Genomic DNA, 24929 nt, shown 5'->3' with positions numbered 1-24929 from the left:
GCGCGTACCGATGTACGACAAGTGAACCGTTTGTATAGTAAACGATATACGGGCACTAATTACATGTTAACCACGGCGAAAACTGAAGCTTATTAGCTTAAGGGATCATAATGCAGAACGGCGCAATGAAGGCCTGGCTGGATTCCTCCTATTTGGCGGGTGCGAATCAGTCCTACATAGAGCAACTCTATGAAGATTTTTTAACCGATCCTGACTCGATCGAACATAGCTGGCGCTCGATCTTCCAGCAATTGCCTACGAGTGGGGTCAAACCGGATCAACTCCATTCCAAAACGCGTGAATATTTCCGCCGTCTGGCGAAAGACTCTTCACGCTTTACCTCATCAGTCACCGATCCCGATATTGATGCTAAGCAGGTCAAGGTATTGCAGCTGATCAATGCGTTCCGCTTCCGTGGACATCAGCGCGCTAACCTGGACCCGATTTTCCTGCGCCCTCAGGAGCCAGTTGCAGAACTGGATCTGGATTACCACAATCTGACGCAGGATGATCTACAGGAATCCTTCAACGTGGGCTCTTTTGCCATCGGCAAAGACACCATGAAGCTGGAAGATCTGTATGAAGCACTGAAACGCACCTACTGCGGTTCTATCGGTGCGGAATATATGCACATGACCAGTACGGAAGAGAAACGTTGGATCCAGCAGCGTATCGAATCGGTAATGGGGCAGCCGTCATTTTCTCTCGAAGAAAAGCGTCGTTTCCTGAAAGAATTAACCGCAGCCGAAGGGCTGGAACGTTATCTGGGTGCTAAGTATCCCGGTGCGAAGCGTTTCTCGCTGGAAGGCGGCGATGCGTTGGTTCCGATGCTGAAAGAGCTGATTCGCCATGCGGGCGCGAACGACACCCGTGAAGTGGTATTGGGGATGGCGCACCGTGGCCGCCTCAACGTGCTGATCAACGTATTGGGCAAAAAATCTCAGGATCTGTTCGACGAATTCGCCGGCAAGCATAAAGAACACCTGGGTACGGGTGACGTGAAATATCATCAGGGCTTCTCGTCGGAATTCGAGACTGCTGGCGGCCTGGTGCATTTGGCGCTGGCGTTCAACCCCTCGCATCTTGAAATCGTCAGCCCGGTTGTGACGGGATCGGTTCGTGCGCGTCTTGATCGTCTTAATAGCCAGAGTGGTCCGCGTGTTCTGCCAATCACTATTCACGGCGATGCGGCAGTGAGTGGTCAGGGTGTGGTGCAGGAACTGTTGAATATGTCGACGGTGCGTGGCTACGAAGTTGGCGGCACGCTGCGTATTGTTATCAACAACCGTATCGGCTTCACCACGTCTAACCCGCTGGATATCCGTTCCACCGAATACTGTACCGATATCGGCAAAATGGTGCAGGCGCCTATTTTCCACGTCAACGCAGACGATCCCGAAGCGGTGGCGTTTGTTACGCGTCTGGCGCTGGATTTCCGTAATGAGTTTAAGCGCGATGTGTTCATCGATCTGATTTGTTATCGCCGTCATGGTCATAATGAAGCTGATGAGCCAAGTGCAACGCAGCCGATGATGTACCAGAAGATCAAAAAACATCCTACGCCACGTAAGGTCTATGCCGACCGTCTGGAGCAGGAAAAATCCATCACGCTGGAAGATGCCACTGAAATGGTCAATCTGTACCGCGACGCGCTCGATGCGGGTGAGTGCGTGGTGGAAGAATGGCGTGAAATGGATATGCAGTCCTTTACCTGGACGCCGTATCTGAACCATGAGTGGGATGAGCCTTATCCGCACGCAACAGAAATGAAACGCTTGCAGGAACTGGCGAAGCGTATCAGTGAAGTGCCGGAAGGGATTGACGTTCATCCTCGCGTTGCCAAAGTTTATGCTGACCGTGCCGAAATGGCCGCTGGCAACAAGCCATTTGACTGGGGCGGAGCGGAAACGCTGGCCTACGCGACGCTGGTTGACGAGGGCATTCCGATTCGCCTGTCCGGTGAGGATAGCGGCCGCGGTACGTTCTTCCATCGCCATGCTGTTGTGCATAACCAGAAAAACGGTTCCAGCTACACACCGCTGAATCATGTGCATAACGGGCAGGGCGCGTTTAACGTCTGGGACTCCGTATTGTCCGAAGAGGCGATTCTGGCGTTCGAATACGGTTATGCGACCGCAGAACCGCGCACGCTGACCATCTGGGAAGCGCAGTTTGGTGACTTCGCCAACGGTGCGCAGGTGGTTATCGACCAGTTCATCAGCTCCGGCGAGCAGAAGTGGGGCCGGATGTGTGGTCTGGTTATGCTGCTGCCGCACGGTTACGAAGGACAGGGCCCAGAGCACTCGTCTGCGAGACTGGAACGTTATCTGCAATTGTGCGCTGAGCAAAATATGCAGGTTTGTATTCCATCAACGCCTGCACAGGTGTATCACATGCTTCGCCGTCAGGCGCTGCGCGGAATGCGCCGTCCGCTGGTGGTTATGTCACCGAAATCCCTGTTGCGCCATCCGCTGGCGATCTCTTCACTGGAAGAACTGGCGAACGGCTCCTTCCAGCCAGCGATTGGTGAAATAGAAGAATTAGATCCAGCAGCCGTGAAGCGTGTCGTGCTTTGTTCCGGTAAGGTCTACTATGATTTGCTGGAGCAGCGCCGCAAGAACGAGCAAAAAGATGTCGCGATCGTCCGTATCGAACAGCTTTATCCGTTCCCGCATCAGGCAGTACAAGCGGCGCTGGAATCTTTTGCCCATGTTCACGATTTCGTGTGGTGTCAGGAAGAGCCACTGAATCAGGGAGCCTGGTATTGCAGTCAGCACCATTTCCGTGAAGTGATTCCGTTTGGGGCTTCTTTACGTTACGCAGGACGCCCGGCGTCTGCATCACCCGCCGTTGGCTATATGTCCGTACACCAGAAACAACAGCAAGATCTGGTCGATGACGCGCTGAACGTTGATTAAATAAAAGGATAGATAATGAGTAGCGTAGATATTCTTGTACCCGACCTGCCTGAATCCGTCGCTGACGCCACTGTTGCGACCTGGCATAAAAAACCAGGCGATAGCGTTCAGCGCGATGAAGTACTGGTTGAAATTGAAACTGACAAAGTTGTACTGGAAGTGCCTGCCTCTGAAGCTGGCATTCTGGATGCCGTGCTGGAAGAAGAAGGTGCTACGGTAACGTCTCGCCAGTTGCTGGGCCGCATCCGCCGTGGCGACAGCTCTGGTAAAGAAACCAGTGAGAAGTCACAGAGCAAAGAATCAACACCGGCACAGCGCCATACGGCTGGGCTGGAAGAAGAGAATAGCGACGCGCTAAGCCCAGCGATCCGCCGTCTGATTGCCGAGCACGATCTCGATGCCTCTGCTATCAAAGGCAGCGGCGTAGGTGGTCGAATTACTCGTGAAGACGTCGATAAGCATTTGGCTGCTCAGAAGAAAGAATCTGGCAAAGCGGTTAAGTCTGAGGCTCCGGCTGCTCCGGCACCGGCTTTGGGTGCGCGCAGTGAAAAACGCGTACCGATGACGCGCCTGCGTAAGCGTGTTGCAGAGCGCCTGCTGGAAGCGAAAAACAGCACGGCCATGTTGACGACGTTCAACGAAATCAACATGCAGCCCATTATGGATCTGCGCAAGCAATACGGCGAAGCGTTTGAGAAACGTCACGGTGTGCGTCTGGGCTTTATGTCCTTCTACATCAAAGCCGTGGTTGAAGCGCTGAAGCGTTACCCTGAAGTGAATGCCTCTATTGATGGCGAAGATGTGGTTTACCACAACTATTTCGATGTCAGCATTGCGGTTTCGACTCCGCGTGGTCTGGTTACGCCAGTGCTGCGTGATGTGGATGCGCTGGGCATGGCCGACATTGAAAAACGTATCAAAGATCTGGCCGTGAAAGGCCGTGACGGCAAACTGACGGTTGAAGAGCTGCTGGGCGGTAACTTCACGATTACCAACGGCGGCGTCTTTGGTTCTCTGATGTCTACCCCGATCATCAACCCACCGCAGAGTGCGATTCTGGGTATGCACGCCATTAAAGATCGCCCAATGGCGGTGGATGGTCAGGTCGTTATTCTGCCGATGATGTATCTGGCGCTGTCTTACGATCACCGTTTGGTTGACGGCCGTGAATCCGTTGGCTTCCTGGTGACGGTGAAAGAGATGCTGGAAGATCCGGCACGTCTGCTGTTAGACGTGTAGTCCGACAGATAGACGTTTGATCTCGGGCGGATAACCCTGACGGTTCCCGCCCGAAGCGATATACCAGATTAAGTGCTATGCAGGTCGCTTTTTTCAGCGGCGTTATCCAAATATATCAGAGAGTTATTGGCGTTTTTCGCTACCGAAAGAGTCGGTGAAGAAAAACCACCTGCCGACTTATCTCCAAACCTAAATGGATAGAACATCATGAATTTACACGAGTATCAGGCAAAACAACTCTTTGCTCGATATGGTTTACCGGCACCGACCGGCTATGCCTGTACCACACCGCGTGAAGCGGAAGAAGCCGCGTCTAAAATTGGTGCGGGTCCGTGGGTCGTAAAATGTCAGGTTCACGCAGGCGGTCGCGGTAAAGCGGGCGGCGTTAAAGTCGTCAGTAACAAAGAAGATATCCGCGCCTTTGCTGAAAACTGGTTAGGTAAAAAACTCGTTACTTATCAAACTGACGCACAGGGTCAACCGGTTCATCAAATTCTGGTTGAAGCGGCAACAGATATCGACAAAGAGCTTTATCTGGGTGCAGTTGTTGACCGTGGCACGCGTCGCGTGGTGTTCATGGCATCCACCGAAGGCGGTGTAGAAATTGAAAAAGTGGCGGAAGAGACGCCGGAACTGATCCATAAAGCGGCGATCGATCCACTGGTAGGCCCACAGCCTTATCAGGGGCGCGAACTGGCTTTCAAACTGGGCCTGAGCGGTAAGCAAGTTGCTCAATTCACCAAAATCTTCATGGGTCTGGCGACGCTGTTCCTGGAGCGCGATCTGGCACTGGTAGAAATCAACCCGCTGGTGATCACTAAGCAGGGTGATTTGGTGTGTCTGGATGGCAAACTGGGCGCGGACGGCAATGCGTTATTCCGTCAGCCTGAGCTGCGCGAAATGCGTGACCCAAGCCAGGAAGACTCCCGTGAAGCGCATGCAGCACAGTGGGAACTGAACTATGTTGCGCTGGACGGCAATATTGGTTGTATGGTGAACGGCGCCGGTCTGGCGATGGGCACCATGGACATCGTGAAACTGCACGGCGGTTCTCCTGCAAACTTCCTTGATGTTGGCGGCGGCGCGACGAAAGAACGTGTTACCGAAGCGTTCAAAATTATCCTGTCTGATGACAAGGTAAAAGCTGTCTTTGTTAACATCTTTGGCGGCATTGTGCGTTGCGATTTGATCGCCGACGGCATCATCGGCGCGGTAGCCGAAGTGGGTGTTAATGTACCGGTTGTTGTGCGTTTGGAAGGAAACAATGCGGAGCTGGGTGCCAAGAAACTGGCGGATAGCGGCCTGAATATTATCGCCGCGACCAGCCTGACGGGTGCCGCTCAGCAGGTTGTTGCAGCAGTGGAGGGGAAATAATGTCCATTCTGATTAATAAAAATACCAAAGTTATCTGTCAGGGTTTTACCGGTAGTCAGGGGACATTCCACTCTGAGCAAGCACTTGCTTACGGTACACAAATGGTCGGTGGCGTGACGCCAGGTAAAGGCGGCACGGAACATCTGGGCCTGCCCGTATTTAATACGGTGCGTGAGGCAGTAGAAGCGACGGGCGCAACCGCATCCGTTATCTACGTTCCGGCTCCGTTCTGTAAAGACTCCATTCTGGAAGCGATTGACGCAGGTATCGAGCTGATTATCTGTATCACCGAAGGTATCCCGACGCTGGATATGCTGACGGTGAAAGTGAAACTCGACCAGAGCGGCGTGCGGATGATCGGTCCGAACTGCCCAGGTGTGATCACCCCAGGCGAATGTAAGATCGGTATTATGCCAGGCCATATCCACCTGCCGGGTAAAGTGGGTATCGTTTCTCGTTCAGGTACGCTGACGTATGAAGCGGTGAAGCAAACGACCGATGCCGGGTTGGGTCAGTCCAGCTGTGTCGGTATCGGCGGTGACCCGATCCCTGGCTCTAACTTCATCGATATTCTGAAGCTGTTTGAACAGGATCCGCAGACCGAAGCCATCGTGATGATCGGCGAAATCGGTGGTACGGCGGAAGAAGAAGCGGCAGCGTACATCAAAGAACACGTGACTAAGCCAGTTGTCGGCTACATTGCGGGTGTGACGGCGCCGAAAGGCAAGCGCATGGGCCACGCTGGTGCAATCATCGCCGGTGGTAAAGGTACTGCTGACGATAAATTCGCGGCGTTAGAAGCAGCGGGTGTTAAAACCGTTCGCAGCCTGGCGGATATCGGTGATGCAGTAAAAGCGATATTAGCGCGTTAATCGATTATTTGATTAAATACTCTAGCCACCTTCGGGTGGCTTTTTTTATTCAAATTTAGCCATGAGGTTAATCGACGCAATTGAATTGCACATGACTTTTTCGTGGTTTTATTGGATAATTCGCGCGCCTGAAAAGGCTGATTAGTGATAAGCAGAAATGAAGAATATTTCATTGAGTTCATGTAAACAGGGAATGATTAATTAATTTGCCTTAAGGGGATGTTGTGTGAAAGGAAATATAAAAGCGCTGATGTTGGCATTATCTGTATTTACCTGCGCTGCCAGCGCACAGTCTATTAATATTGAAGTGCTGAGTGCGACCGTTAAAGATAAAAAGATTGATGATGCGGCGGTGATTCTACAGAAGAACGGCGCGCAGTCAGTAACCGCTCGCTCTGATGCCGCTGGCCGCGTGGCGCTTAATGCACCGCTTGCGGTGGATCAGGACAGTCTGCTGATCATTAAAAAAGAAGGCTATTCCGATCTGGTAGTGAAGTGTCCGTGTGATGGAATGACTTATGCTATTAGTCCAGTAATGAAAAACCTGGATGGTATGAGAATTGTATTAACCTGGGGGGAAAGACCTTTCGATTTAGATTCTCATCTTATTTATCCGGATAATCATATTTATTTCCAACACAAGAAAGGACGTGATGCCAATCTTGATGTTGATGATACCGATAGCTTTGGGCCGGAAACCATCACTATTGATAAAAAGCGTTTAGGTGAAAGTTATATTTATGCTGTTCATGATTATACGAACGGTGATAAAAATAATTCACCAGCACTTTCCGCAAGTAGTGCAAAAGTATTTGTCTATGTAGGGAGTTCATTAGTGCGGACGTATTCCGTACCACTGAATAAGACAGGGAATATCTGGACGGTTTTCCGTCTTAACCCTAACGGTGATTTTGAAGATATCAATGCTGTTGGCGAGGCTGATTTCTCAAAAGCGAAGGATGGTAATGCGTTGCCAATGGTGCTTAACCCGGCGCAGACAGCCACTTCAGTTACCGGAAATACCGCACTGGCAAAAACGCTCAACCGTGACGGCGAGGCTGCTTATGGACGCGGTGAACTGGAACAGGCCACGACACTGTTCTTGGCCGCGATCGAGCAGGACAGCGCATTTGGTCAGGCATACAGCAATCTGGGTTTGGCTTATCAAAAGCGGGGTAACATTGCCGAAGCTATTTGGGCTAACCGTAAAGCGATTGCGCTGGCAAACGGTAGCAATGCGGCAACCACGCGTGCCAGTTCGTACTACAACATCGCAAAAATCTACGAGAATGCGGGTCAGTTCAGTGATGCACTTCAGCATTATGAGCTTGCGAAAAGTGAGAAAAGTAACACAGTTTACGATAAGGCCATCGAACGCATGAAAGCGAAGAGGTAAATCACCGCAGTGTGCTTCGTCTCACCTTATCTGTAATCACCGCGGAGGCCTCTTGGCCTCCGCTTTTGCATGCAGCGTGACAAACCGACGGCGCACTGGGGAAGGGCAGGGAGTTCACTGCCATTTGATAAGAAATACCGCGTCGTTGTCAGCAATAAAAAATAAAAATCTGACATAAAATAGAAGATAAGAAAAGCATGTGAATAATCGATAACTGAAAGTAAAAAATATATTGCTGAATTAATTTTAATTAAACCGAAAAGTCACAATGTATTAACAATAGGTGCAATAAAGAAATTAATGCAACGCATCAATCACGAGAAAAGCGCTAAATTGTTTTAGATCAAAAAACGCCTCTGGATATAATTTCTGAAATAGGCTTAAATTGCGCGAGGTCAATTATCGCCTTTCGTGTCTTTTAGCTGAAAAGTTGATTTGAAGCCAAAAACCTAGTCTGGGTCACGTAAAAACCTATTTATTGTAGGGGATTACAGGCGTAATATACGGCTACCTCCCTATGGGGTACGCTACTTGTAATACTTGTGATTTATCTTGAACTTGCTGTCGGGGTATGACTGCCCTGGTGAACGGTATTTATAGCGTTTGTTACAGCCTGTGTTAAAGCAATTCTTGTTGTGTTCTTTTGGGTGTAATGGCCGGATGTTTGGCAGCTTGTCAGCGTTTGCAAGCTAATCCCTTCCTGCGAGGAGCAAGGAGTCAAAATGTTTGATGTAGTCGAACTGTCACGTTTACAGTTTGCCTTAACTGCAATGTACCATTTTCTATTCGTACCATTAACGCTGGGGATGGCGTTTTTGCTGGCGATTATGGAAACGGTATATGTGCTGTCTGGCAAACAAATCTATAAAGATATGACCAAATTCTGGGGCAAGTTATTCGCTATTAACTTCGCTCTGGGGGTCGCTACCGGATTGACCATGGAGTTTCAATTCGGGACCAACTGGTCATATTTCTCTCACTACGTCGGGGATATTTTCGGCGCGCCGTTGGCGATTGAAGGCCTGATGGCATTCTTCCTGGAATCGACCTTTGTTGGCTTGTTCTTCTTCGGCTGGGACCGTTTAGGAAAAGTACAGCATATGGCCGTTACCTGGCTGGTCGCGCTGGGCTCCAACTTCTCCGCACTGTGGATCCTAGTTGCCAATGGCTGGATGCAGAACCCCATCGCATCGGATTTCAATTTCGAAACCATGCGTATGGAAATGGTGAGCTTCGCCGATCTGGTGCTGAACCCGGTTGCTCAGGTGAAATTCGTTCACACGGTGGCTGCAGGTTACTGTACGGGCGCGATGTTCATTCTGGGTATCAGTTCTTACTATCTGCTGAAAGGCCGTGACATTGCGTTTGCCAAGCGTTCATTCGCTATCGCAGCAAGCTTCGGTCTGGCTTCTGTTCTGTCCGTTATCGTTCTGGGTGATGAATCCGGTTATGAAATGGGCGACGTGCAGAAAACCAAACTGGCAGCAATTGAAGCCGAATGGGAAACCCAGCCGGCTCCGGCATCCTTTACGCTGATTGGCATCCCGAACCAGGATACGATGGAAAATAACTATGCCATCAAAATCCCTTATGCTCTGGGACTCATTGCCACACGTTCTACTGACAAAGAAGTCACGGGTCTGAAAGAACTGATGGCGATGCATGAAGTGCGTATTCGCAATGGTATGAAAGCTTACCAGTTGCTGGAAGAACTACGCGCGGGTAATACCGATCCAGCAGTAAAAGAAGCATTCGATCAGTCTAAGCAGGATCTGGGCTATGGTCTGCTGCTGAAACGCTATACTCCGAAAGTCTCTGACGCGACAGAAACGCAGATTAAACAAGCGGTTAAGGATTCTATCCCACGCGTTGCGCCGCTGTACTTCTCTTTCCGTATCATGGTGGGCTGCGGCATTCTGATGCTGCTGATCATCGGCCTGTCTTTCTGGACCGTTCTGCGTGGCAAAATTGGTCAGAAACGCTGGCTGCACCGCGTTGCACTGTATGGTATTCCGCTGCCGTGGATCGCTATTGAAGCAGGCTGGTTTGTGGCTGAATACGGCCGTCAACCGTGGGCCATCGGTGAAATTCTGCCAACGGCTGTCGCTACATCATCGCTGACAGCAGGAGACATTCTGTTCTCAATGGCGCTGATCTGTGGTCTGTATACGCTCTTCCTGGTTGCAGAAATGTATCTGATGTTCAAATACGCACGTCTGGGGCCGAGCAGCCTGAGAACAGGGCGCTACCATTTTGAACAACCTATAGCGGCTGCGCAGGAAGCACGGTAAACAGGAGTCCACTATGTTTGAATATGAAGTCTTACGTTTTATCTGGTGGCTGTTGATCGGTATTTTGCTGATTGGCTTCGCTATCACTGATGGTTTTGATATGGGCGTGGGCATTCTGGTGCGTCTGATGGGACGTGGCGATACCGAACGTCGTGTCATGATTAACAGCATTGCGCCACACTGGGACGGTAACCAGGTCTGGTTGATCACCGCAGGTGGCGCGCTGTTTGCTGCCTGGCCGATGGTCTACGCCGCTGCGTTCTCCGGTTTCTACATTGCCATGATTCTGGTGCTGGCCTCATTGTTCTTCCGTCCTGTCGGCTTCGATTACCGTTCAAAAATCGAAGACCCTCGCTGGCGTGGCATGTGGGACTGGGGCATCTTCATCGGTAGCTTTGTTCCGCCGGTTGTTATTGGCGTTGCGTTTGGCAACCTGTTGCAGGGTGTGCCGTTCCACGTCGATGAATATCTGCGTCTGTACTACACCGGAAACTTCTTCCAACTGCTGAATCCGTTTGGTCTGTTGGCGGGTGTGGTGAGTCTGACGATGATTCTTGCTCAGGGTGCAACCTACCTGATGATGCGGACTACGGGCGATCTGCATGTGCGTTCCAAATCTGCCGCGCAGATTTCCGCTCTGGTGATGATGGTGACATTTGCTCTGGCTGGCGTATGGGTTGTTTACGGTATTGATGGTTACGTCGTGACGTCTGCGATTAACACCGCCGCTGAATCTAACCCACTGCGTAAAGAAGTCGTTCATCAGGCGGGTGCCTGGCTGATCAACTTCAATAATCATCCGATCTTGTGGGCGATTCCTGCTCTGGGCGTAGTATTGCCTGTGCTGACTACCCTTATGGCGCGCGCAGAAAAAGGTGCATGGGCATTCCTGTTCTCTTCTCTGACGATTGCTTGTGTGATTCTGACTGCAGGGATCGCCATGTTCCCGTTCATCATGCCGTCAGTGACCGTGCCTAACGTCAGCTTGACGATATGGGATGCGACGTCGAGCCTGCTTACGCTGAAAGTGATGACCGTGGTTGCGATTATTTTCGTTCCTATCGTGCTTTCTTATACCGCATGGTGTTACTACAAGATGTTCGGTCGCATTACCAAAGAGCAGATTGAGCAAAACACTCACTCTATGTACTAAGTAAGGAGCTTAATTTATGTGGTATTTTGCCTGGATACTCGGAACGCTTCTTGCTTGCTCACTGGGGATTATTACGGCCCTGGCGCTTGAGCAGAGTGAGGCAAGCAAAGCGGCTGAAGAAGATAAGCAATGAGTGATCTGGTCGATAAACTCTATCGCCTGATGGATAAGAGCCCGATAAGGGCTCTTTCCCTTATCATGGCGTTGCTGCTGGCGGGCTGTGTATTCTGGGATCCGACGCGCTTCGCGGCGCGCACCAGTGAACTCGCGGTTTGGCAGGGGCTGCTGCTGATTTGGGCCGTTTGCGCTGGCGTTGTTCACGGCGTTGGTTTTCGTCCGCACCGCCTGCTCTGGCGCGCGTTTTTCGCACCACTTCCCGCCTTTGTGATCCTGTGCGCAGGATTGTACTATTTCTTCGGTTAAAATAGTCTCCTATTCCATTTAGTTATGGGTTGCTTGCAGCCCATAATTATTTTCTTTCCGCTGTCACAATCCATTCCAAACCTCATTTCTCTTGCGTATAGTAGCGAGGTTTAATGCATTACCGGGATGTAGAGTGAGTAATTCGTTGTTTCGCTGGCCAGTTCGAGTCTACTTTGAAGACACTGATGCAGGTGGCGTTGTCTACCATGCGCGCTATGTTGCCTTTTATGAAAGGGCAAGAACCGAGGCGTTGCGTGAGCGCAACTTTCACCAGCAAGCCTTGCTAAGTGAGCATGTCGCGTTTGCTGTTCGTCGGATGACGGTGGAGTATCTTGCTCCTGCTCGCCTCGACGACATGCTGGAAGTGCAAAGTGAGATTATCTCGCTGCGTGGCGCTTCTCTGACTTTCGCTCAGCGTATTCTCAATGCTCATGGCACCCTGCTAAGCCATGCTGAAGTTTTGATCGCATGCATCGATCCACATCAAATGAAGCCAATTGCGCTTCCTAAGTCTATTGTCGCGGAGTTCAAGCAGTGACTGACATGAACGTTTTTGATTTGTTCCTGAAGGCAAGCCTTCTGGTCAAACTAATCATGCTGATTTTAATCTGTTTTTCTATCGCTTCCTGGGCGATCATTATCCAACGTACCCGAATCCTGAATTCGGCGACGCGCGAGGCTGAGGCGTTCGAAGACAAATTTTGGTCGGGCATCGAACTGTCGCGTCTCTATCAGGAGAGTCAGGGCCGTCGCGATAGCCTGACGGGCACTGAACAAATCTTCCATTCAGGTTTCAAAGAATTTGCACGGCTGCATCGTGCTAACAGTCATGCGCCGGAAGCCGTGGTGGAAGGGGCGTCCCGCGCAATGCGTATTTCGATGAACCGTGAATTGGAAACGTTGGAAACGCACATTCCTTTCTTGGGCACCGTTGGTTCTATCAGTCCGTATATCGGCCTGTTCGGTACCGTTTGGGGGATTATGCATGCCTTCATCGCGCTGGGTGCTGTAAAGCAGGCAACCCTACAGATGGTTGCCCCTGGTATTGCCGAAGCCTTGATTGCTACAGCGATCGGCTTGTTTGCAGCGATTCCTGCGGTCATGGCGTATAACCGCCTGAGCTTGCGGGTGGGCAAACTGGAGCAGAACTACGACAACTTTACCGAAGAGTTCATCGCGATCCTGCACCGTCAGGCGTTCTCCAGCGACAACAGCAAGTAATCAGGGGGGATCATGGCACGAGTACGCAGAGGCCGTCGTGAGCTGAAATCCGAGATCAACATTGTTCCGCTACTGGACGTACTGTTAGTGCTGTTGCTGATTTTTATGGCGACTGCGCCGATTATTACGCAGAGCGTCGAGGTGGATCTGCCTGATGCGACCGACTCAAAAACGGTCTCCAGCAACGACAATCCGCCTGTGATCGTAGAGGTTTCAGGTATAGGGCAATATAGTCTGGTTGTTGAGCAAAACCGTATGGAGCAACTCCCGGCAGAGCAGGTGGTTGCCGAAGCGCAATCGCGGCTGGCAACCAACCCTAAGACGGTCTTTTTGATTGGTGGCGCGAAAGATGTTCCTTATGATGAGATCATTAAAGCGTTGAATTTGTTGCATCAGGCTGGCGTAAAATCCGTTGGTTTGATGACACAACCGATTTAAATGAGCACATCACGGTAATGATCGTTAAGCCTATTTCTGGCAACACTGTTTTTGGGAATCGCTTGTGTTAAAGGCAAACGAACAAAACGATAAGCTGAAACGCGCCGTTATTATCTCGGCTGTTTTGCACGTCATACTGATTGCTTTGCTGCTTTGGAGTTCGTCGACGCAAACGATGGATGCCAGCGGGGGCGGCGGAGGCTCGTCAATTGATGCTGTGATGGTCGATCCGAGCGCAGTGGTGGAGCAGTATAACCGCCAGCAGCAGCAACAGACCGATGCGAAACGTTCTGAGCAGCAGCGTCAAAAGCAGGCTGAACGGCAGGCCGAAGAGCTTCAGCAGAAGCAAGCCGCTGAGCAGCAGCGGCTGAAAGAGCTGGAAAAAGAGCGTCTGCAAGCGCAGGAAGAGGCGAAAAAGCAGGCTCAGGAACAGGCAGATCAGCGTAAGCAGGCTGAAGCGGCAGCTCAGCAGGCAAAAGAACAGCAGAAGCAAGCCGAAGCCGCCGCTGCAAAAGCGAAGGCTGAAGCTGAACAGCAGGCGAAAGCTGCAGCAGACGCTAAAAAGAAAGCGGAAGACGAAGTGAAGAAACAGGCGGCTGCAGCCGCTGCTGCTAAGAAGCAGGCGGAAGAAGAGGCTAAAGAAAAAGCTGCTGAAGCCGCTAAGCAGAAGGCGGCAGAAACCGCGAAAGCGGAAGCAGCAAAGGCTGCCGCAGAGGCAGCAAAAGAAGCTGAACAGGCTAAACAAAAAGCAGCAGCCGAGGCCGCTAAGCAAAAAGCCGATGCTGAAGCAGCAAAAAAAGCAGAGGCAGCCGCAGCGGCTAAGAAAGCCGCTGATGAGAAAAAGAAAGCAGCAGCAGAAGCGGCTAAGCAGGAAAGTGCCGTTGATGATTTGCTGGGCGGTTTGGCTTCATCGAAAAATGCGCCGAAGTCTGGTGGCGGCGCGCCTGCGGGCGCAGGCAGCAATAAGAAAAGCGGTGCATCAGGTGCGGCGCTGGATAGTTATGGTGGTCAGGTGCGTTCAGCCATTCAGAGCAAGTTTTATGACTGGCAACTCTACAAAGGGCGCACCTGTACATTACGGATTAAACTGGCGCCAGATGGCTTGCTGATTGACGTCACTGCTGAAGGCGGCGATCCGGCATTGTGCCAGGCGGCTATTGCGGCTGCCAAACAGGCCAAAATACCGAAGCCACCGAGCACAGAGGTTTATGAGGCTTTCAAAAATGCGCCAATAGACTTTAAACCGCAGTAACCGGGCTGTTTACCCAATAGATTTAAGATTATTACGATGGTAAATAAACCAGGTTATGTTGTTTTGTTGACATTGGTTTGTTTTTGTTAAAATTCTGCTAATTTATCGTAGACTTCGTGTCTGGATAAGGGAGATGAGATGAAGCATGTACTGAAAGTTGCAGTAAGCTTTTTAATGCTGTGGGCAGCGGCGCTGCACGCGGAAGTACGTATAGAGATTACCCAAGGGGTAGACTCTGCGCGCCCTATTGGTGTAGTTCCGTTCAAATGGGCGGGGCCGGGCGCTGCGCCTGAAGACGTAGGCGGCATCGTGGGTGCTGATTTACGTAACAGCGGTAAATTTAATCCGATCGATGCAAACCGCATGCCGCAGCAGCCTGCGACGGCATCTGAAGTCACGCCTGCTGCATGGACAGCACTGGGTATTGATGCGGTTGTGGTTGGCCAGGTTCAACCGAGCGCCGATGGCAGCTATCTGGTTTCCTACCAGCTCGTCGATACCTCGGGTAACCCTGGTAACGTTCTGGCTCAGAACCAGTTCAAAGTTACCAAGCAATGGTTGCGTTATGCTGCGCACACGGCCAGTGATGAAGTGTTTGAGAAGCTGAGCGGCATCAAAGGGGCATTCCGTACCCGTATCGCTTACGTTGTTCAGACCAACGGCGGTCAGTTCCCTTATGAACTGCGCGTTGCGGACTATGACGGTTACAACCAGTTTGTTGTTCACCGTTCACCACAGCCGCTGATGTCTCCGGCCTGGTCTGCTGACGGTAGCAAACTCGCTTATGTCACGTTTGAAAGTGGCCGCTCTGCGCTGGTTATCCAGACGCTGGCAAATGGTGCAATCCGTCAGGTTGCTTCCTTCCCACGTCATAACGGTGCGCCTTCTTTCTCTCCTGATGGCAGCAAACTGGCATTCGCGCTCTCCAAGAGCGGTAGCCTGAACCTGTATGTAATGAATCTGGGATCTGGGCAAATCAGCCAGGTGACGGATGGCCGTAGCAATAATACGGAGCCAACGTGGTTCCCTGACAGCCAGACCTTGGCCTATACTTCAGACCAGGCTGGTCGTCCTCAGGTTTACAAAGTTAATGCTAACGGCGGTGCACCACAGCGCCTGACCTGGGAAGGTGCCCAGAATCAGGATGCTGACGTGAGCGCCGACGGGAAATTTTTGGTAACGGTTGGCTCTAATGGTGGAGCTCAGCATATTTCCAAACTGGATCTGGTAACGGGTGCCGTACAAGTATTAACGGACACGTTCCTGGACGAAACGCCAAGTATCGCACCGAATGGCACGATGGTGATCTACAGCTCTAAACAAGGGCTGGGGTCAGTGCTACAGCTGGTTTCGACAGATGGGCGTTTCAAAGCGCGTCTTCCGGCTACTGATGGACAGGTTAAATTCCCTGCCTGGTCGCCGTATCTATAAGTACAGATATGTACAATAAACTCGTCAAAGGACATAAGAAATGCAATTCAATAAAGTGCTGAAAGGCCTGATGTTGGCTCTGCCGGTACTGGCAGTGGCCGCTTGTAGCTCCAACAAGAATGCGGACAATGACCAATCTTCCATGGGTGCTGGTAACAACGGCATGATGGACGGCGGCAACATGTCTTCTTCTGAGCAAGCTCGTTTGCAGATGCAAGAATTACAGCGCAACAACATCGTTTACTTCGGTCTGGACAAGTACGATGTGAGCTCTGAATTCGCTCAGATGCTGGACGCCCACGCTGCATTCCTGCGTAGCAACCCGTCTTACAAAGTGACTATCGAAGGTCACGCGGACGAACGCGGTACGCCAGAATACAACATCGCTCTGGGTGAGCGTCGTGCCAATGCGGTACAAATGTACCTGCAGGGTAAAGGCGTTTCTTCCGATCAGATCTCTATCGTTTCTTACGGTAAAGAGAAACCAGCTGTTCTCGGTCATGACGAAGCGGCATATGCCAAAAACCGTCGTGCCGTTCTGGTATATTAAGAGAATCGCATGAGCAGTAACTTCAGACGTCACTTGTTGGGTCTGTCGTTACTGGTTGGCGTAGCGGTCCCATGGGCCGCTACTGCCCAAGCGCCAATCAGTAATGTCGGCTCAGGCTCGGTCGAAGACCGTGTCACTCAATTGGAGCGTATTTCTAACGCTCACAGTCAGCTTTTAACCCAACTTCAGCAACAGATCTCTGATAATCAGCGTGATATTGATAGCCTCCGTGGGCAGATTCAGGAAAGTCAGTATCAGTTGAATCAGGTTGTTGAACGGCAGAAGCAGATCTATCAGCAGATTGATGGATTAAGTTCGCAATCATCTTCTACACCGACGACAGATGGCACACCTGCCGCTGCTGCGGGTACTGACACCGGTGCGGCCAATACGGCGGCACCGGCCAGTACGGGTGATGCGAATACTGATTACAATGCTGCTGTCGCGCTCGTACTGGAGAAAAAACAGTACGATCAGGCGATCAGCGCATTTCAGGCATTCGTCAAGAAGTACCCCGATTCAACGTATCAACCTAATGCTAACTATTGGCTTGGTCAGTTGAATTACAACAAGGGGAAAAAGGACGATGCGGCGTACTATTTCGCCAACGTTGTTAAAAATTATCCCAAGTCACCAAAAAGTTCCGAAGCCTTGCTGAAGGTTGGGGTGATCATGCAGGAAAAAGGTCAGGCGGATAAAGCCAAGGCCGTTTACCAGCAAGTTGTAAAAATGTACCCCAATACAGAAAGTGCAAAGCAGGCGCAAAAGCGTTTGGCTGGATCGTAATACCGTATTAATTGGCACAAAAATTGCGCAGCATGAGTGGTTTTTGTGCCTAAACGTCTTAAGAGTAAGCAATCAAACAGTTTTTTAAGAAAATAGGTTGCGCTGAAAATTTAAATCAGTAATATGTGCCGCCGTTGCCAAGGCAAACAGCAAAACGCTAAAGCAGCATGAAATTGGGTCGTTAGCTCAGTCGGTAGAGCAGTTGACTTTTAATCAATTGGTCGCAGGTTCGAATCCTGCACGACCCACCAATTTCAAGAGTAATATCAGTACGTAGTTCCGCATTGCGGGTCGTTAGCTCAGTCGGTAGAGCAGTTGACTTTTAATCAATTGGTCGCAGGTTCGAATCCTGCACGACCCACCATTTCAGCAGTAGCATTCCTTTCTCGAATAAATTCATTTTAAGTCATATATCGCACGTGTCGTGTAGGTGAGACAAAGCCATTGAAAATGGTTTTGAACAACGCTTGCGTTGGCCCTACAAGGGTGAGTCTTAGAATAAGACGAATAACCTGCGCTCAGGTTCGAGCCGAGCGAAGCGAGACAGCAACGCGTTAGCGTTGACCCCGGAGGGGCGAGTCCGAAGGACGAGTCATCCAGCACGACCCACCATTTCAGCAGTAGTATCCCTTCCTCAAATAAGTCCACTTTAAGCCACATAGCACGTGTCATATCGATACGATAAAACTCATTATCATTCCCTGCTTGTTCAGGCTTTGGAGTATATTAGGCGTTTACCCCTCTCCATGGACTATATAACCCGTCAGGAACTGTTTTTTAATCCTATCGAGCAGGGATGGAGTCATTGCCACAGGGAAGCGCGTGTAGCCCTGTTTAGGAAGATATATGATTGGTCCTTTGATTAATGGTGCTGCTATCTTGATTGGTAGTGGCTTGGGCATTGTTTTGCGTCGCTTTATCCCTCAACGTTTGCAAGATGGCCTTCCGCCAGCGTTTGCGATGGTGTCGATTGCAATGGGGATCACGCTGGTGGTTAAAGTCCAGCAGTTGCCTGCGGTGGCGTTGGCTATCGTGATTGGCGTGGCGTTAGGCGAGCTGCTCCGCATGGAGTCTGGTGTGCAGTGGGCTGGTACGATGATTCAGAGGGCGCTAAACCGCGTACTGCCTGCACAAGAGCACCGCTTGCCGCAGGATGTCTACACTCAGAACTTTACCGCATTAATTGTTCTGTTTTGTGCCAGCGGCACCGGCGTGGTCGGCGCATTGACGGAAGGATTAACCGGTGATTATCAACTGCTGATCATCAAATCTGCTTTGGATATTTTTACCGCGCTGATTTTTTCCATCACGCTGGGTCTTGCTGTGATGTCGATTGCGATACCACAGGTTATTGTCCAGACGCTGCTGTTCTTCTCTGCCAAATTGATTATGCCCTTTATGACCGATATCACGATGGGTGACTTTTCTGCCTGTGGCGGTATTATCATGATTGCGGTAGGGCTGAGGATCGCGCAGATCAAATCCTTTGCGGTGGTTAACTTCCTGCCTGCTTTGGTTCTGGTTATACCTATCTCTCTGTACTGGCATCGCCTCTTCGCCTAAAGGGCGACGTCTGATTAGCGGCTGACGATCGAGGGCATGTCGCCGCTAAAAATTTGTGTGACTTCCTGGTCGGTCAGCGGCACATTCTTACTACAGACATAAATATGCTTTCCCTGCGGGCTGATGCTCTTGGCTAGCTCTATGTAGCTGGCAAATTCGACCTGGCTTTGTCCGCCTTCATTCATTTCCATGGCATGAATGATGACATTGTGCGAGGAGAACAAATTAATCAGCCGCTTGGCTGCCACCTTGCGCGTGAGTCGATCCAATAGTTTCATCGCCGGAATCATTTGACCGAGCAGTAAGCGTGTGGTGGTAAAAGGCGTTGCTGACGTCTCTGTCACCTCTTGTTTTGTCTCCACGTTTCTGACGGTCAGGGTATCGCGATATATTCTGATATAGAGGCTGGCCATGCCATTTCTCTCCTTGTCTCTCTTCTACGTCGCTTTTCGACAAGCAATACCATTCACACATTGGATATCACTATTTTAAGCATATTAAACAAAATGGTCAGTTTTCTGGAAAAAACACCGCGACTTTGGGGCGTTTTTTCGGTATTTTGTTTAGGATAAAAAACTCCGATGCTGGTGGTAAACCAGTATTAGGTGTTACAACCCGAGTTGTCATCGTGGAAATCCATATGAGTACCCTTTTTGATAGTAATGAGACCATTTATCCGTTTCCGCCGAAACCGAAGCCATTATCGGCTGAGGCGAAGCAGCACTATCGTAGCAGGATAAAAACACTGCTGCGGGAAAGAAACGCCGTCATGGTAGCGCACTACTATACCGATCCTGAAATTCAGGCGTTGGCAGAAGAAACTGGCGGCTGCGTGGCGGACTCGCTGGAAATGGCGCGGTTCGGCAGCACCCATTCAGCCTCGACGCTGCTGGTCGCGGGTGTTCGCTTTATGGGGGAAACCGCCAAGATACTCAATCCAGAAAAGACGATTCTGATGCCCACGCTGGAAGCAGAATGCTCGCTCGATCTCGGTTGCCCCGTTGATGAATTTAGCCGCTTTTGCGATGCACACCCGGATCGCACAGTGGTGGTGTATGCCAATACCTCTGCGGCGGTAAAAGCGCGCGCCGATTGGGTGGTCACATCCAGTATCGCGGTGGAGTTGATCGAGCATCTGGATAGCCTGGGAGAAAAGATTATCTGGGCACCGGACCGTCATCTGGGAAGCTATGTACAAAAGCAGACAGGGGCGGATGTACTGTGCTGGCAAGGCGCGTGCATTGTGCATGACGAATTTAAAACGCAGGCGCTGAAGCGCATGAAGATCCTGTACCCGGATGCGGCAATCCTGGTCCATCCAGAATCGCCGCAAAGCGTGGTAGAGATGGCTGACGCCGTTGGGTCGACCAGCCAACTGATTCAGGCGGCGAAAACGCTGCCGCAGCGCGAACTGATTGTGGCGACCGATCGCGGTATTTTCTACAAGATGCAGCAGGCTTGCCCGGATAAAACGTTGCTGGAAGCGCCGACAGCGGGTGAAGGGGCGACCTGCCGCAGCTGTGCGCACTGCCCGTGGATGGCGATGAATGGGCTGGAAGCGATTGCTAACGGCCTGGAACAAGGGGGACGTGCTCATGAGATTCATGTTGATGCCGCTCTGCGAGAAGGCGCGCTAATCCCGCTGAATCGCATGCTGGATTTTGCGGCTTCGCTAAAATTGCGTGTGAAAGGGAATGCCTGACGGCGAATCAGGGCATCTCGATATACCCTAAATAATTCGAGTTTCAGGACAAAAACGGCAAAGCGTTTTTGAACAGCGCTTGCGCTGGCCCCGAAGGGGTGAGGCCTAGGCCGAATAACGCGGCAAGGGAAGGACAAATTCGTCGGGAACGAATTTGACCAGCCAACGGCTGGCCTCCGGTGAGAGACAGGATGTCTCTCCCTCATCCCGATGAGCTTACTCAGGTAAGTGATTCGTGTGACAAATCTGCCGGGAGCAGATTTGAACGCTGCTTGCAGCGGCCCTTCAGGGCGAGGCCCACGACGGGCCGAGTATTTGAACGCAGCCAACGCACATGCAACTTGAAGTATGACGGGTATAGACATTTCTTACAATAATTGAGACAGGGTGGTGAGATGGATTTTTTTAGTACCAGCAACATTTTAATTCATATTCCTTTGGGGGAAGGGGGATACGATCTTTCCTGGATTGAGGCGATCGGTACGCTGTTTGGCCTGCTGTGTATTTGGTTCGCGAGTCAGGAAAAAACCATCAACTATCTGTTTGGGTTGATTAACGTCACGCTGTTCGCCGTGATCTTTTTCCAGATTCAGCTCTATGCCAGCCTGTTGCTGCAAATCTTCTTTTTTGCCGCCAATATTTATGGCTGGTATGCCTGGACGCGTAAGACGGACTCGCAGGAAGTGGAACTGCGCATCCGCTGGCTGCCAGTGCAGAAGCTGATTGGCTGGTCGGTGGCGTGTGTTGTCGTGATTGGCTTGATGACGTTCTACATTGATGCGGTGTTTGCCGTGCTGACGCGTATTGCCGTTTCCGGTATGCAGGGGCTGGGGCTGTCAGTACAGATGCCGACCCTCCAGCCGGATGCGTTCCCATTCTGGGATTCCACCATGATGGTGTTGTCGATCGTCGCGATGATCCTGATGACGCGTAAATACGTCGAAAACTGGCTGCTGTGGGTGGTGATTGATGTGATAAGCGTGGTGATTTTTGCTTATCAGGGCGTCTACGCGATGGCAGTCGAGTACGCCATCCTGACGCTAATCGCCCTGAACGGCTCCTGGCTATGGATTAAGAGCGCACAGGAAAACCGCGTTAACGCGGTTTCACACGGGGTGTAATCCAAACTTAATGCTTGTGGTGGTGACCTTCAGCCTCATTCTTTTCACCATAATGAATAGCCGAATGATGGCTTTCCTGATGGTGGAAAGCGCAGTGGTCATCATCACAGCGTTGATATTCCATCTGTACCGTCGCGTGTTCAATCTGATAGTTCTGCAGTAAATATTCCTGAATACGTCTTAACAACGCATCATGATCGTGAGGCGGAACCACCTGCGCATGCAGTGTCATCATCGGCTTTTCGCCCACCTGCCATAAATGAACGTGGTGGATATTTCTGACTTCGGGAATATTCAGCGTCAGATCTTTCTGTAGAACCTCAACGCTAAGCTGGTTAGGTGTGCCTTCCAGCAATTCGTGAATGCTTTCTTTCAATAGCGCCCACGCACTGCGCAGTACCAGACACGATACCAAAATAGAAAGAATCGGGTCGATAGGCGTCCAGTTGGTATAAAGGATGATCACGGCAGCGGCAATCGCGCCGACGGAGCCGAGCAGGTCGCCCAGCACATGCAGCGCCGCCGCGCGGACGTTAATATTTTTCTCCTCGCTACCGTGATGTAATAGCCAAAACGCCACGATGTTTGCCAGTAACCCGGCGATGGCGACAAGTAGCATAGGCACGCCAGCAACGGGCTGTGGCTCATAGAAGCGTTGGATGGCTTCCCAACAGATGAACGCGGTAATCAGTATCAGCGTCAGTGCGTTCACAAAAGCGGCGAGGGTCGTGAGTCGCAAATAGCCGAAGGTATGGCGGGCATTGGGCTTACGCTGTGCAAAACGCACGGCGACAAGCGCGACGAACAGCGCGGCGGCGTCCGTCAGCATATGCCCCGCATCGGCGAGCAGGGCGAGGGAGCCGGACAACAGGCCGCCAATAACTTCGGCCACCATAAACGTGGCGGTAATGATAAACGCGGCCAGCAGGCGTTTACTGTTGCCTGATTCTGCGTGGCTGTGGTTATGTGCCATAGATCACCCTGAGTAGCGGTTTTATTCCACTTTACTGAAATCCGCAGAGAAAACCTATTCTGCGGTTCACTGACCTGTTGGTTGTGCGATTTTCTGGTGAAAATAGGACGGATGCGCCATCTGAGAGCATTTGATCGCGTAAATCCCGTTGATTTCAGCGCCCTGATAACACCAGCTTGACATATAATAATCAATCTTCAATATGAAACATCCCGTTTCTCAGGCTACCCGTATAGGCGGGATGGCGCGTATTGGATGGGGTTAACATACCGTTTCGGAACCGATGGATTTATTTATGAATTACCAAAATGATGATTTAAGAATTAAAGAGATTAATGAACTTTTGCCGCCGGTTGCTTTGTTAGAAAAGTTTCCAGCCACGGAGAAGGCAGCGGAAACGGTATCGTTCGCGCGTACTGCCATCCATAAAATTCTCAACGGCAATGACGATCGCCTGCTGGTGGTGATTGGTCCTTGCTCGATCCACGACACGAAAGCGGCAAAAGAGTACGCCGCGCGTTTGCTGGCGCTGCGTGATGAACTGAGCGACGATCTGGAAGTGGTCATGCGGGTTTATTTTGAAAAACCCCGCACCACGATTGGCTGGAAAGGGCTCATCAACGATCCGCACATGGACAATAGCTTCCAGATCAATGATGGCCTGCGTATTGCACGCCAGCTGTTGCTGGAAATTAACGACACCGGTTTGCCAGCGGCGGGTGAATTTCTGGACATGATCACCCCGCAATACCTGGCGGATTTGATGAGCTGGGGCGCTATCGGCGCACGTACGACAGAATCCCAGGTACACCGTGAATTAGCGTCTGGCCTGTCATGCCCTGTTGGCTTTAAAAATGGTACCGACGGCACCATCAAGGTCGCGATTGATGCGATTAACGCCGCCAGCGCACCGCACTGTTTCCTGTCTGTGACCAAATGGGGCCATTCGGCTATCGTGAACACCAGCGGTAACAACGATTGCCACATCATTCTGCGCGGTGGTAAAACGCCGAACTACAGCGCTGAACACGTTAAAGACGTGAAGGTTGGCTTGGAAAAAGCGGGCCTGACACCGCAGGTCATGATCGATTTCAGCCATGCGAACAGCAGCAAGCAGTTCAAAAAGCAGATGGATGTCTGTACTGACGTCAGTGGGCAGATCGCTCAGGGCGACAAAGCGATTATGGGCGTGATGGTAGAAAGCCATCTGGTTGAAGGCAACCAAAGTCTGGAAAGCGGTGAACCGTTGGTTTATGGCCGTAGCGTAACTGACGCGTGTATTGGCTGGGAAGACACGGAATCCCTGCTGCGTCAGTTAGCGTCTGCGGTACGCGAACGCCGCAGCAAGTAGTATCGAATGGCGTGCTAGCTGGCGCGCCATAGAACATAAATAAAAAACCCGGCACAGGCCGGGTTTTTCTCATTCAGCGGTAAATTACTTCGCTTTACCCTGATTTGCTACTGCAGCAGCTTTTGCAGCGATTTCGTCTGCGTTGCCCAGGTAGTAACGTTTGATTGGCTTGAAGTTCTCGTCGAACTCATAAACCAACGGCACGCCAGTTGGAATATTCAGTTCCAGAATTTCGTCTTCGCCCATGTTGTCCAGGTATTTCACCAGTGCACGCAGTGAGTTACCGTGAGCCGCGATGATAACGCGCTCGCCGCTCTTGATGCGTGGCAGGATGGTTTCATTCCAGTAAGGCACAACACGTTCGATGGTCAGCGCCAGGCTTTCAGTCAGCGGCAGCTCTTTGTCGCTCAGAGAAGCGTAACGCGGATCGTGGCCAGGGAAACGTTCGTCATCACGCGTCAACTCTGGAGGCGTAATTGCGAAACCACGACGCCATTGTTTAACCTGCTCGTCACCGTATTTCTCAGCGGTTTCGGCTTTGTTCAGACCCTGCAGCGCACCGTAGTGGCGCTCGTTCAGTTTCCAGGATTTTTCAACTGGCAACCAGGCTTGATCCAGCTCGTCCAGTACGTTCCACAGTGTGTGAATGGCACGTTTCAGCACGGAGGTATACGCGAAATCAAAGGCAAAACCTTCGTCTTTCAGCAGCTGACCTGCGGCTTTGGCTTCTGAACGGCCTTTGTCGGACAGATCGACATCGTACCAGCCCGTGAAGCGGTTTTCGTTGTTCCACTGGCTCTCACCGTGTCTTACCAGTACCAGCTTAGTTACAGCCATAGCTAAACTCCTTCCTATCCTAAGATTTCTGTGATAAC

At 51.1% G+C, this 24929-nt stretch carries 23 protein-coding genes, 2 tRNA genes and 1 other RNA gene; 23 read left to right on the top strand and 3 right to left on the bottom strand.

Annotated elements, in window-relative coordinates; translation table 11 throughout:
• Window positions 1-110 precede the first annotated feature (110 nt).
• From sucA to WCT94_RS07485, 20 genes are all read left to right on the top strand, one after another.
• Window positions 111-2918 carry a 2-oxoglutarate dehydrogenase E1 component gene (sucA, locus tag WCT94_RS07580; protein ID WP_336868906.1) on the top strand — a complete coding sequence of 936 codons (2808 nt, stop codon included), beginning with the start codon at window positions 111-113 and terminating at the stop codon, window positions 2916-2918.
• A 15-nt stretch (window positions 2919-2933) separates the two neighbouring features.
• Window positions 2934-4157, top strand: a complete 1224-nt coding sequence (gene odhB / locus WCT94_RS07575; RefSeq protein WP_040034611.1) for a 2-oxoglutarate dehydrogenase complex dihydrolipoyllysine-residue succinyltransferase — start codon at window positions 2934-2936, stop codon at window positions 4155-4157.
• Between the two features lie 207 nt (window positions 4158-4364).
• Entirely contained in the window at window positions 4365-5531 is a 1167-nt protein-coding gene (gene sucC, locus WCT94_RS07570) for an ADP-forming succinate--CoA ligase subunit beta (RefSeq protein WP_015839518.1), read from the top strand.
• Window positions 5531-6403 (top strand): succinate--CoA ligase subunit alpha, encoded by an 873-nt coding sequence (gene sucD / locus WCT94_RS07565; RefSeq protein WP_014914674.1) that lies wholly within the window; start codon window positions 5531-5533, stop codon window positions 6401-6403. The genes sucC and sucD overlap by 1 nt, the downstream gene beginning before the upstream one ends.
• Window positions 6404-6629: 226 nt before the next feature.
• Window positions 6630-7799: a tetratricopeptide repeat protein gene (locus WCT94_RS07560; protein ID WP_442955483.1), complete on the top strand. Its 1170-nt coding sequence runs from the start codon at window positions 6630-6632 to the stop codon at window positions 7797-7799.
• A 722-nt stretch (window positions 7800-8521) separates the two neighbouring features.
• A complete protein-coding gene (gene cydA / locus WCT94_RS07555) occupies window positions 8522-10090 on the top strand; it encodes a cytochrome ubiquinol oxidase subunit I (RefSeq protein WP_319847086.1) in 1569 nt (522 codons plus the stop codon).
• A 13-nt stretch (window positions 10091-10103) separates the two neighbouring features.
• Window positions 10104-11243 (top strand): cytochrome d ubiquinol oxidase subunit II, encoded by a 1140-nt coding sequence (gene cydB, locus WCT94_RS07550; RefSeq protein ID WP_256599680.1) that lies wholly within the window; start codon window positions 10104-10106, stop codon window positions 11241-11243.
• Window positions 11244-11259: 16 nt separating this feature from the next.
• A complete protein-coding gene (gene cydX / locus WCT94_RS07545) occupies window positions 11260-11376 on the top strand; it encodes a cytochrome bd-I oxidase subunit CydX (protein ID WP_015839522.1) in 117 nt (38 codons plus the stop codon).
• Window positions 11373-11666: a cyd operon protein YbgE gene (ybgE, locus tag WCT94_RS07540; protein WP_039302106.1), complete on the top strand. Its 294-nt coding sequence runs from the start codon at window positions 11373-11375 to the stop codon at window positions 11664-11666. The genes cydX and ybgE overlap by 4 nt, the downstream gene beginning before the upstream one ends.
• Window positions 11667-11799: 133 nt before the next feature.
• Window positions 11800-12204, top strand: a complete 405-nt coding sequence (gene ybgC, locus WCT94_RS07535) for a tol-pal system-associated acyl-CoA thioesterase (protein WP_039348462.1) — start codon at window positions 11800-11802, stop codon at window positions 12202-12204.
• Window positions 12201-12887, top strand: a complete 687-nt coding sequence (gene tolQ, locus WCT94_RS07530; protein WP_129703655.1) for a Tol-Pal system protein TolQ — start codon at window positions 12201-12203, stop codon at window positions 12885-12887. Before ybgC ends, tolQ begins: the two co-directional genes overlap by 4 nt.
• 12 nt (window positions 12888-12899) lie before the next feature.
• Entirely contained in the window at window positions 12900-13325 is a 426-nt protein-coding gene (gene tolR, locus WCT94_RS07525) for a colicin uptake protein TolR (protein WP_005973933.1), read from the top strand.
• A 64-nt stretch (window positions 13326-13389) separates the two neighbouring features.
• Entirely contained in the window at window positions 13390-14577 is a 1188-nt protein-coding gene (tolA, locus tag WCT94_RS07520) for a cell envelope integrity protein TolA (RefSeq protein ID WP_336868904.1), read from the top strand.
• A gap of 138 nt (window positions 14578-14715) precedes the next feature.
• Entirely contained in the window at window positions 14716-16008 is a 1293-nt protein-coding gene (gene tolB / locus WCT94_RS07515) for a Tol-Pal system beta propeller repeat protein TolB (RefSeq protein ID WP_336868903.1), read from the top strand.
• A gap of 40 nt (window positions 16009-16048) precedes the next feature.
• Window positions 16049-16558, top strand: coding sequence for a peptidoglycan-associated lipoprotein Pal (pal, locus tag WCT94_RS07510; RefSeq protein WP_010299226.1), 510 nt, complete (start codon window positions 16049-16051; stop codon window positions 16556-16558).
• A 9-nt stretch (window positions 16559-16567) separates the two neighbouring features.
• Window positions 16568-17344 carry a cell division protein CpoB gene (cpoB, locus tag WCT94_RS07505; protein ID WP_180742392.1) on the top strand — a complete coding sequence of 259 codons (777 nt, stop codon included), beginning with the start codon at window positions 16568-16570 and terminating at the stop codon, window positions 17342-17344.
• A gap of 175 nt (window positions 17345-17519) precedes the next feature.
• Window positions 17520-17595 (top strand) — tRNA-Lys (locus WCT94_RS07500).
• Window positions 17596-17632: 37 nt separating this feature from the next.
• Window positions 17633-17708 (top strand) — tRNA-Lys (locus WCT94_RS07495).
• 118 nt (window positions 17709-17826) lie between these two features.
• A non-coding RNA gene (locus tag WCT94_RS07490) (RtT sRNA) lies at window positions 17827-17956 on the top strand.
• A gap of 234 nt (window positions 17957-18190) precedes the next feature.
• Entirely contained in the window at window positions 18191-18907 is a 717-nt protein-coding gene (locus WCT94_RS07485; RefSeq protein WP_336868901.1) for a DUF554 domain-containing protein, read from the top strand.
• 14 nt (window positions 18908-18921) lie between these two features.
• Here the strand turns inward: WCT94_RS07485 and WCT94_RS07480 are convergent, their stop codons facing one another.
• Window positions 18922-19320, bottom strand: coding sequence for a YjaA family stress response protein (locus WCT94_RS07480; RefSeq protein WP_336868899.1), 399 nt, complete (start codon window positions 19318-19320; stop codon window positions 18922-18924).
• Window positions 19321-19547: 227 nt separating this feature from the next.
• Between WCT94_RS07480 and nadA the strand changes: the two genes are divergently transcribed.
• Both nadA and pnuC read left to right on the top strand, forming a co-directional pair.
• Window positions 19548-20609, top strand: coding sequence for a quinolinate synthase NadA (gene nadA / locus WCT94_RS07475; protein WP_336868898.1), 1062 nt, complete (start codon window positions 19548-19550; stop codon window positions 20607-20609).
• A gap of 395 nt (window positions 20610-21004) precedes the next feature.
• Complete coding sequence (pnuC, locus tag WCT94_RS07470; protein WP_336868896.1) at window positions 21005-21730, top strand: nicotinamide riboside transporter PnuC; 726 nt, start codon at window positions 21005-21007, stop codon at window positions 21728-21730.
• A gap of 7 nt (window positions 21731-21737) precedes the next feature.
• Here pnuC and zitB read toward each other — a convergent pair whose 3' ends face one another.
• Window positions 21738-22703 (bottom strand): CDF family zinc transporter ZitB, encoded by a 966-nt coding sequence (gene zitB, locus WCT94_RS07465; protein ID WP_336868894.1) that lies wholly within the window; start codon window positions 22701-22703, stop codon window positions 21738-21740.
• 295 nt (window positions 22704-22998) lie between these two features.
• Between zitB and aroG the strand changes: the two genes are divergently transcribed.
• Window positions 22999-24054: a 3-deoxy-7-phosphoheptulonate synthase AroG gene (gene aroG / locus WCT94_RS07460; protein ID WP_336868892.1), complete on the top strand. Its 1056-nt coding sequence runs from the start codon at window positions 22999-23001 to the stop codon at window positions 24052-24054.
• An 84-nt stretch (window positions 24055-24138) separates the two neighbouring features.
• Here aroG and gpmA read toward each other — a convergent pair whose 3' ends face one another.
• Window positions 24139-24891: a 2,3-diphosphoglycerate-dependent phosphoglycerate mutase gene (gene gpmA / locus WCT94_RS07455; RefSeq protein WP_015839535.1), complete on the bottom strand. Its 753-nt coding sequence runs from the start codon at window positions 24889-24891 to the stop codon at window positions 24139-24141.
• Between the last annotated feature and the right edge of the window lie 38 nt (window positions 24892-24929).

This window comes from Pectobacterium sp. 1950-15, from assembly GCF_037136835.1.
Lineage (GTDB): Bacteria > Pseudomonadota > Gammaproteobacteria > Enterobacterales > Enterobacteriaceae > Pectobacterium.
Note: the sequence above shows the minus strand (reverse complement) of the source record. Positions and strands in the feature narration are given on the sequence as shown.

Bases quoted from the DNA above. Each gene is read 5' to 3' on its own strand.
- sucC (WP_015839518.1), top strand. From the start codon at position 4,365: ATGAATTTACACGAGTATCAGGCAAAACAACTCTTTGCTCGATATGGT.
- zitB (WP_336868894.1), bottom strand. From the start codon at position 22,703: ATGGCACATAACCACAGCCACGCAGAATCAGGCAACAGTAAACGCCTG.
- ybgE (WP_039302106.1), top strand. From the start codon at position 11,373: ATGAGTGATCTGGTCGATAAACTCTATCGCCTGATGGATAAGAGCCCG.
- pnuC (WP_336868896.1), top strand. From the start codon at position 21,005: ATGGATTTTTTTAGTACCAGCAACATTTTAATTCATATTCCTTTGGGG.
- aroG (WP_336868892.1), top strand. From the start codon at position 22,999: ATGAATTACCAAAATGATGATTTAAGAATTAAAGAGATTAATGAACTT.
- WCT94_RS07480 (WP_336868899.1), bottom strand. From the start codon at position 19,320: ATGGCCAGCCTCTATATCAGAATATATCGCGATACCCTGACCGTCAGA.
- cpoB (WP_180742392.1), top strand. From the start codon at position 16,568: ATGAGCAGTAACTTCAGACGTCACTTGTTGGGTCTGTCGTTACTGGTT.
- cydB (WP_256599680.1), top strand. From the start codon at position 10,104: ATGTTTGAATATGAAGTCTTACGTTTTATCTGGTGGCTGTTGATCGGT.
- cydA (WP_319847086.1), top strand. From the start codon at position 8,522: ATGTTTGATGTAGTCGAACTGTCACGTTTACAGTTTGCCTTAACTGCA.
- odhB (WP_040034611.1), top strand. From the start codon at position 2,934: ATGAGTAGCGTAGATATTCTTGTACCCGACCTGCCTGAATCCGTCGCT.
- cydX (WP_015839522.1), top strand. From the start codon at position 11,260: ATGTGGTATTTTGCCTGGATACTCGGAACGCTTCTTGCTTGCTCACTG.
- sucA (WP_336868906.1), top strand. From the start codon at position 111: ATGCAGAACGGCGCAATGAAGGCCTGGCTGGATTCCTCCTATTTGGCG.
- gpmA (WP_015839535.1), bottom strand. From the start codon at position 24,891: ATGGCTGTAACTAAGCTGGTACTGGTAAGACACGGTGAGAGCCAGTGG.
- sucD (WP_014914674.1), top strand. From the start codon at position 5,531: ATGTCCATTCTGATTAATAAAAATACCAAAGTTATCTGTCAGGGTTTT.
- tolR (WP_005973933.1), top strand. From the start codon at position 12,900: ATGGCACGAGTACGCAGAGGCCGTCGTGAGCTGAAATCCGAGATCAAC.
- pal (WP_010299226.1), top strand. From the start codon at position 16,049: ATGCAATTCAATAAAGTGCTGAAAGGCCTGATGTTGGCTCTGCCGGTA.
- nadA (WP_336868898.1), top strand. From the start codon at position 19,548: ATGAGTACCCTTTTTGATAGTAATGAGACCATTTATCCGTTTCCGCCG.
- WCT94_RS07485 (WP_336868901.1), top strand. From the start codon at position 18,191: ATGATTGGTCCTTTGATTAATGGTGCTGCTATCTTGATTGGTAGTGGC.
- tolB (WP_336868903.1), top strand. From the start codon at position 14,716: ATGAAGCATGTACTGAAAGTTGCAGTAAGCTTTTTAATGCTGTGGGCA.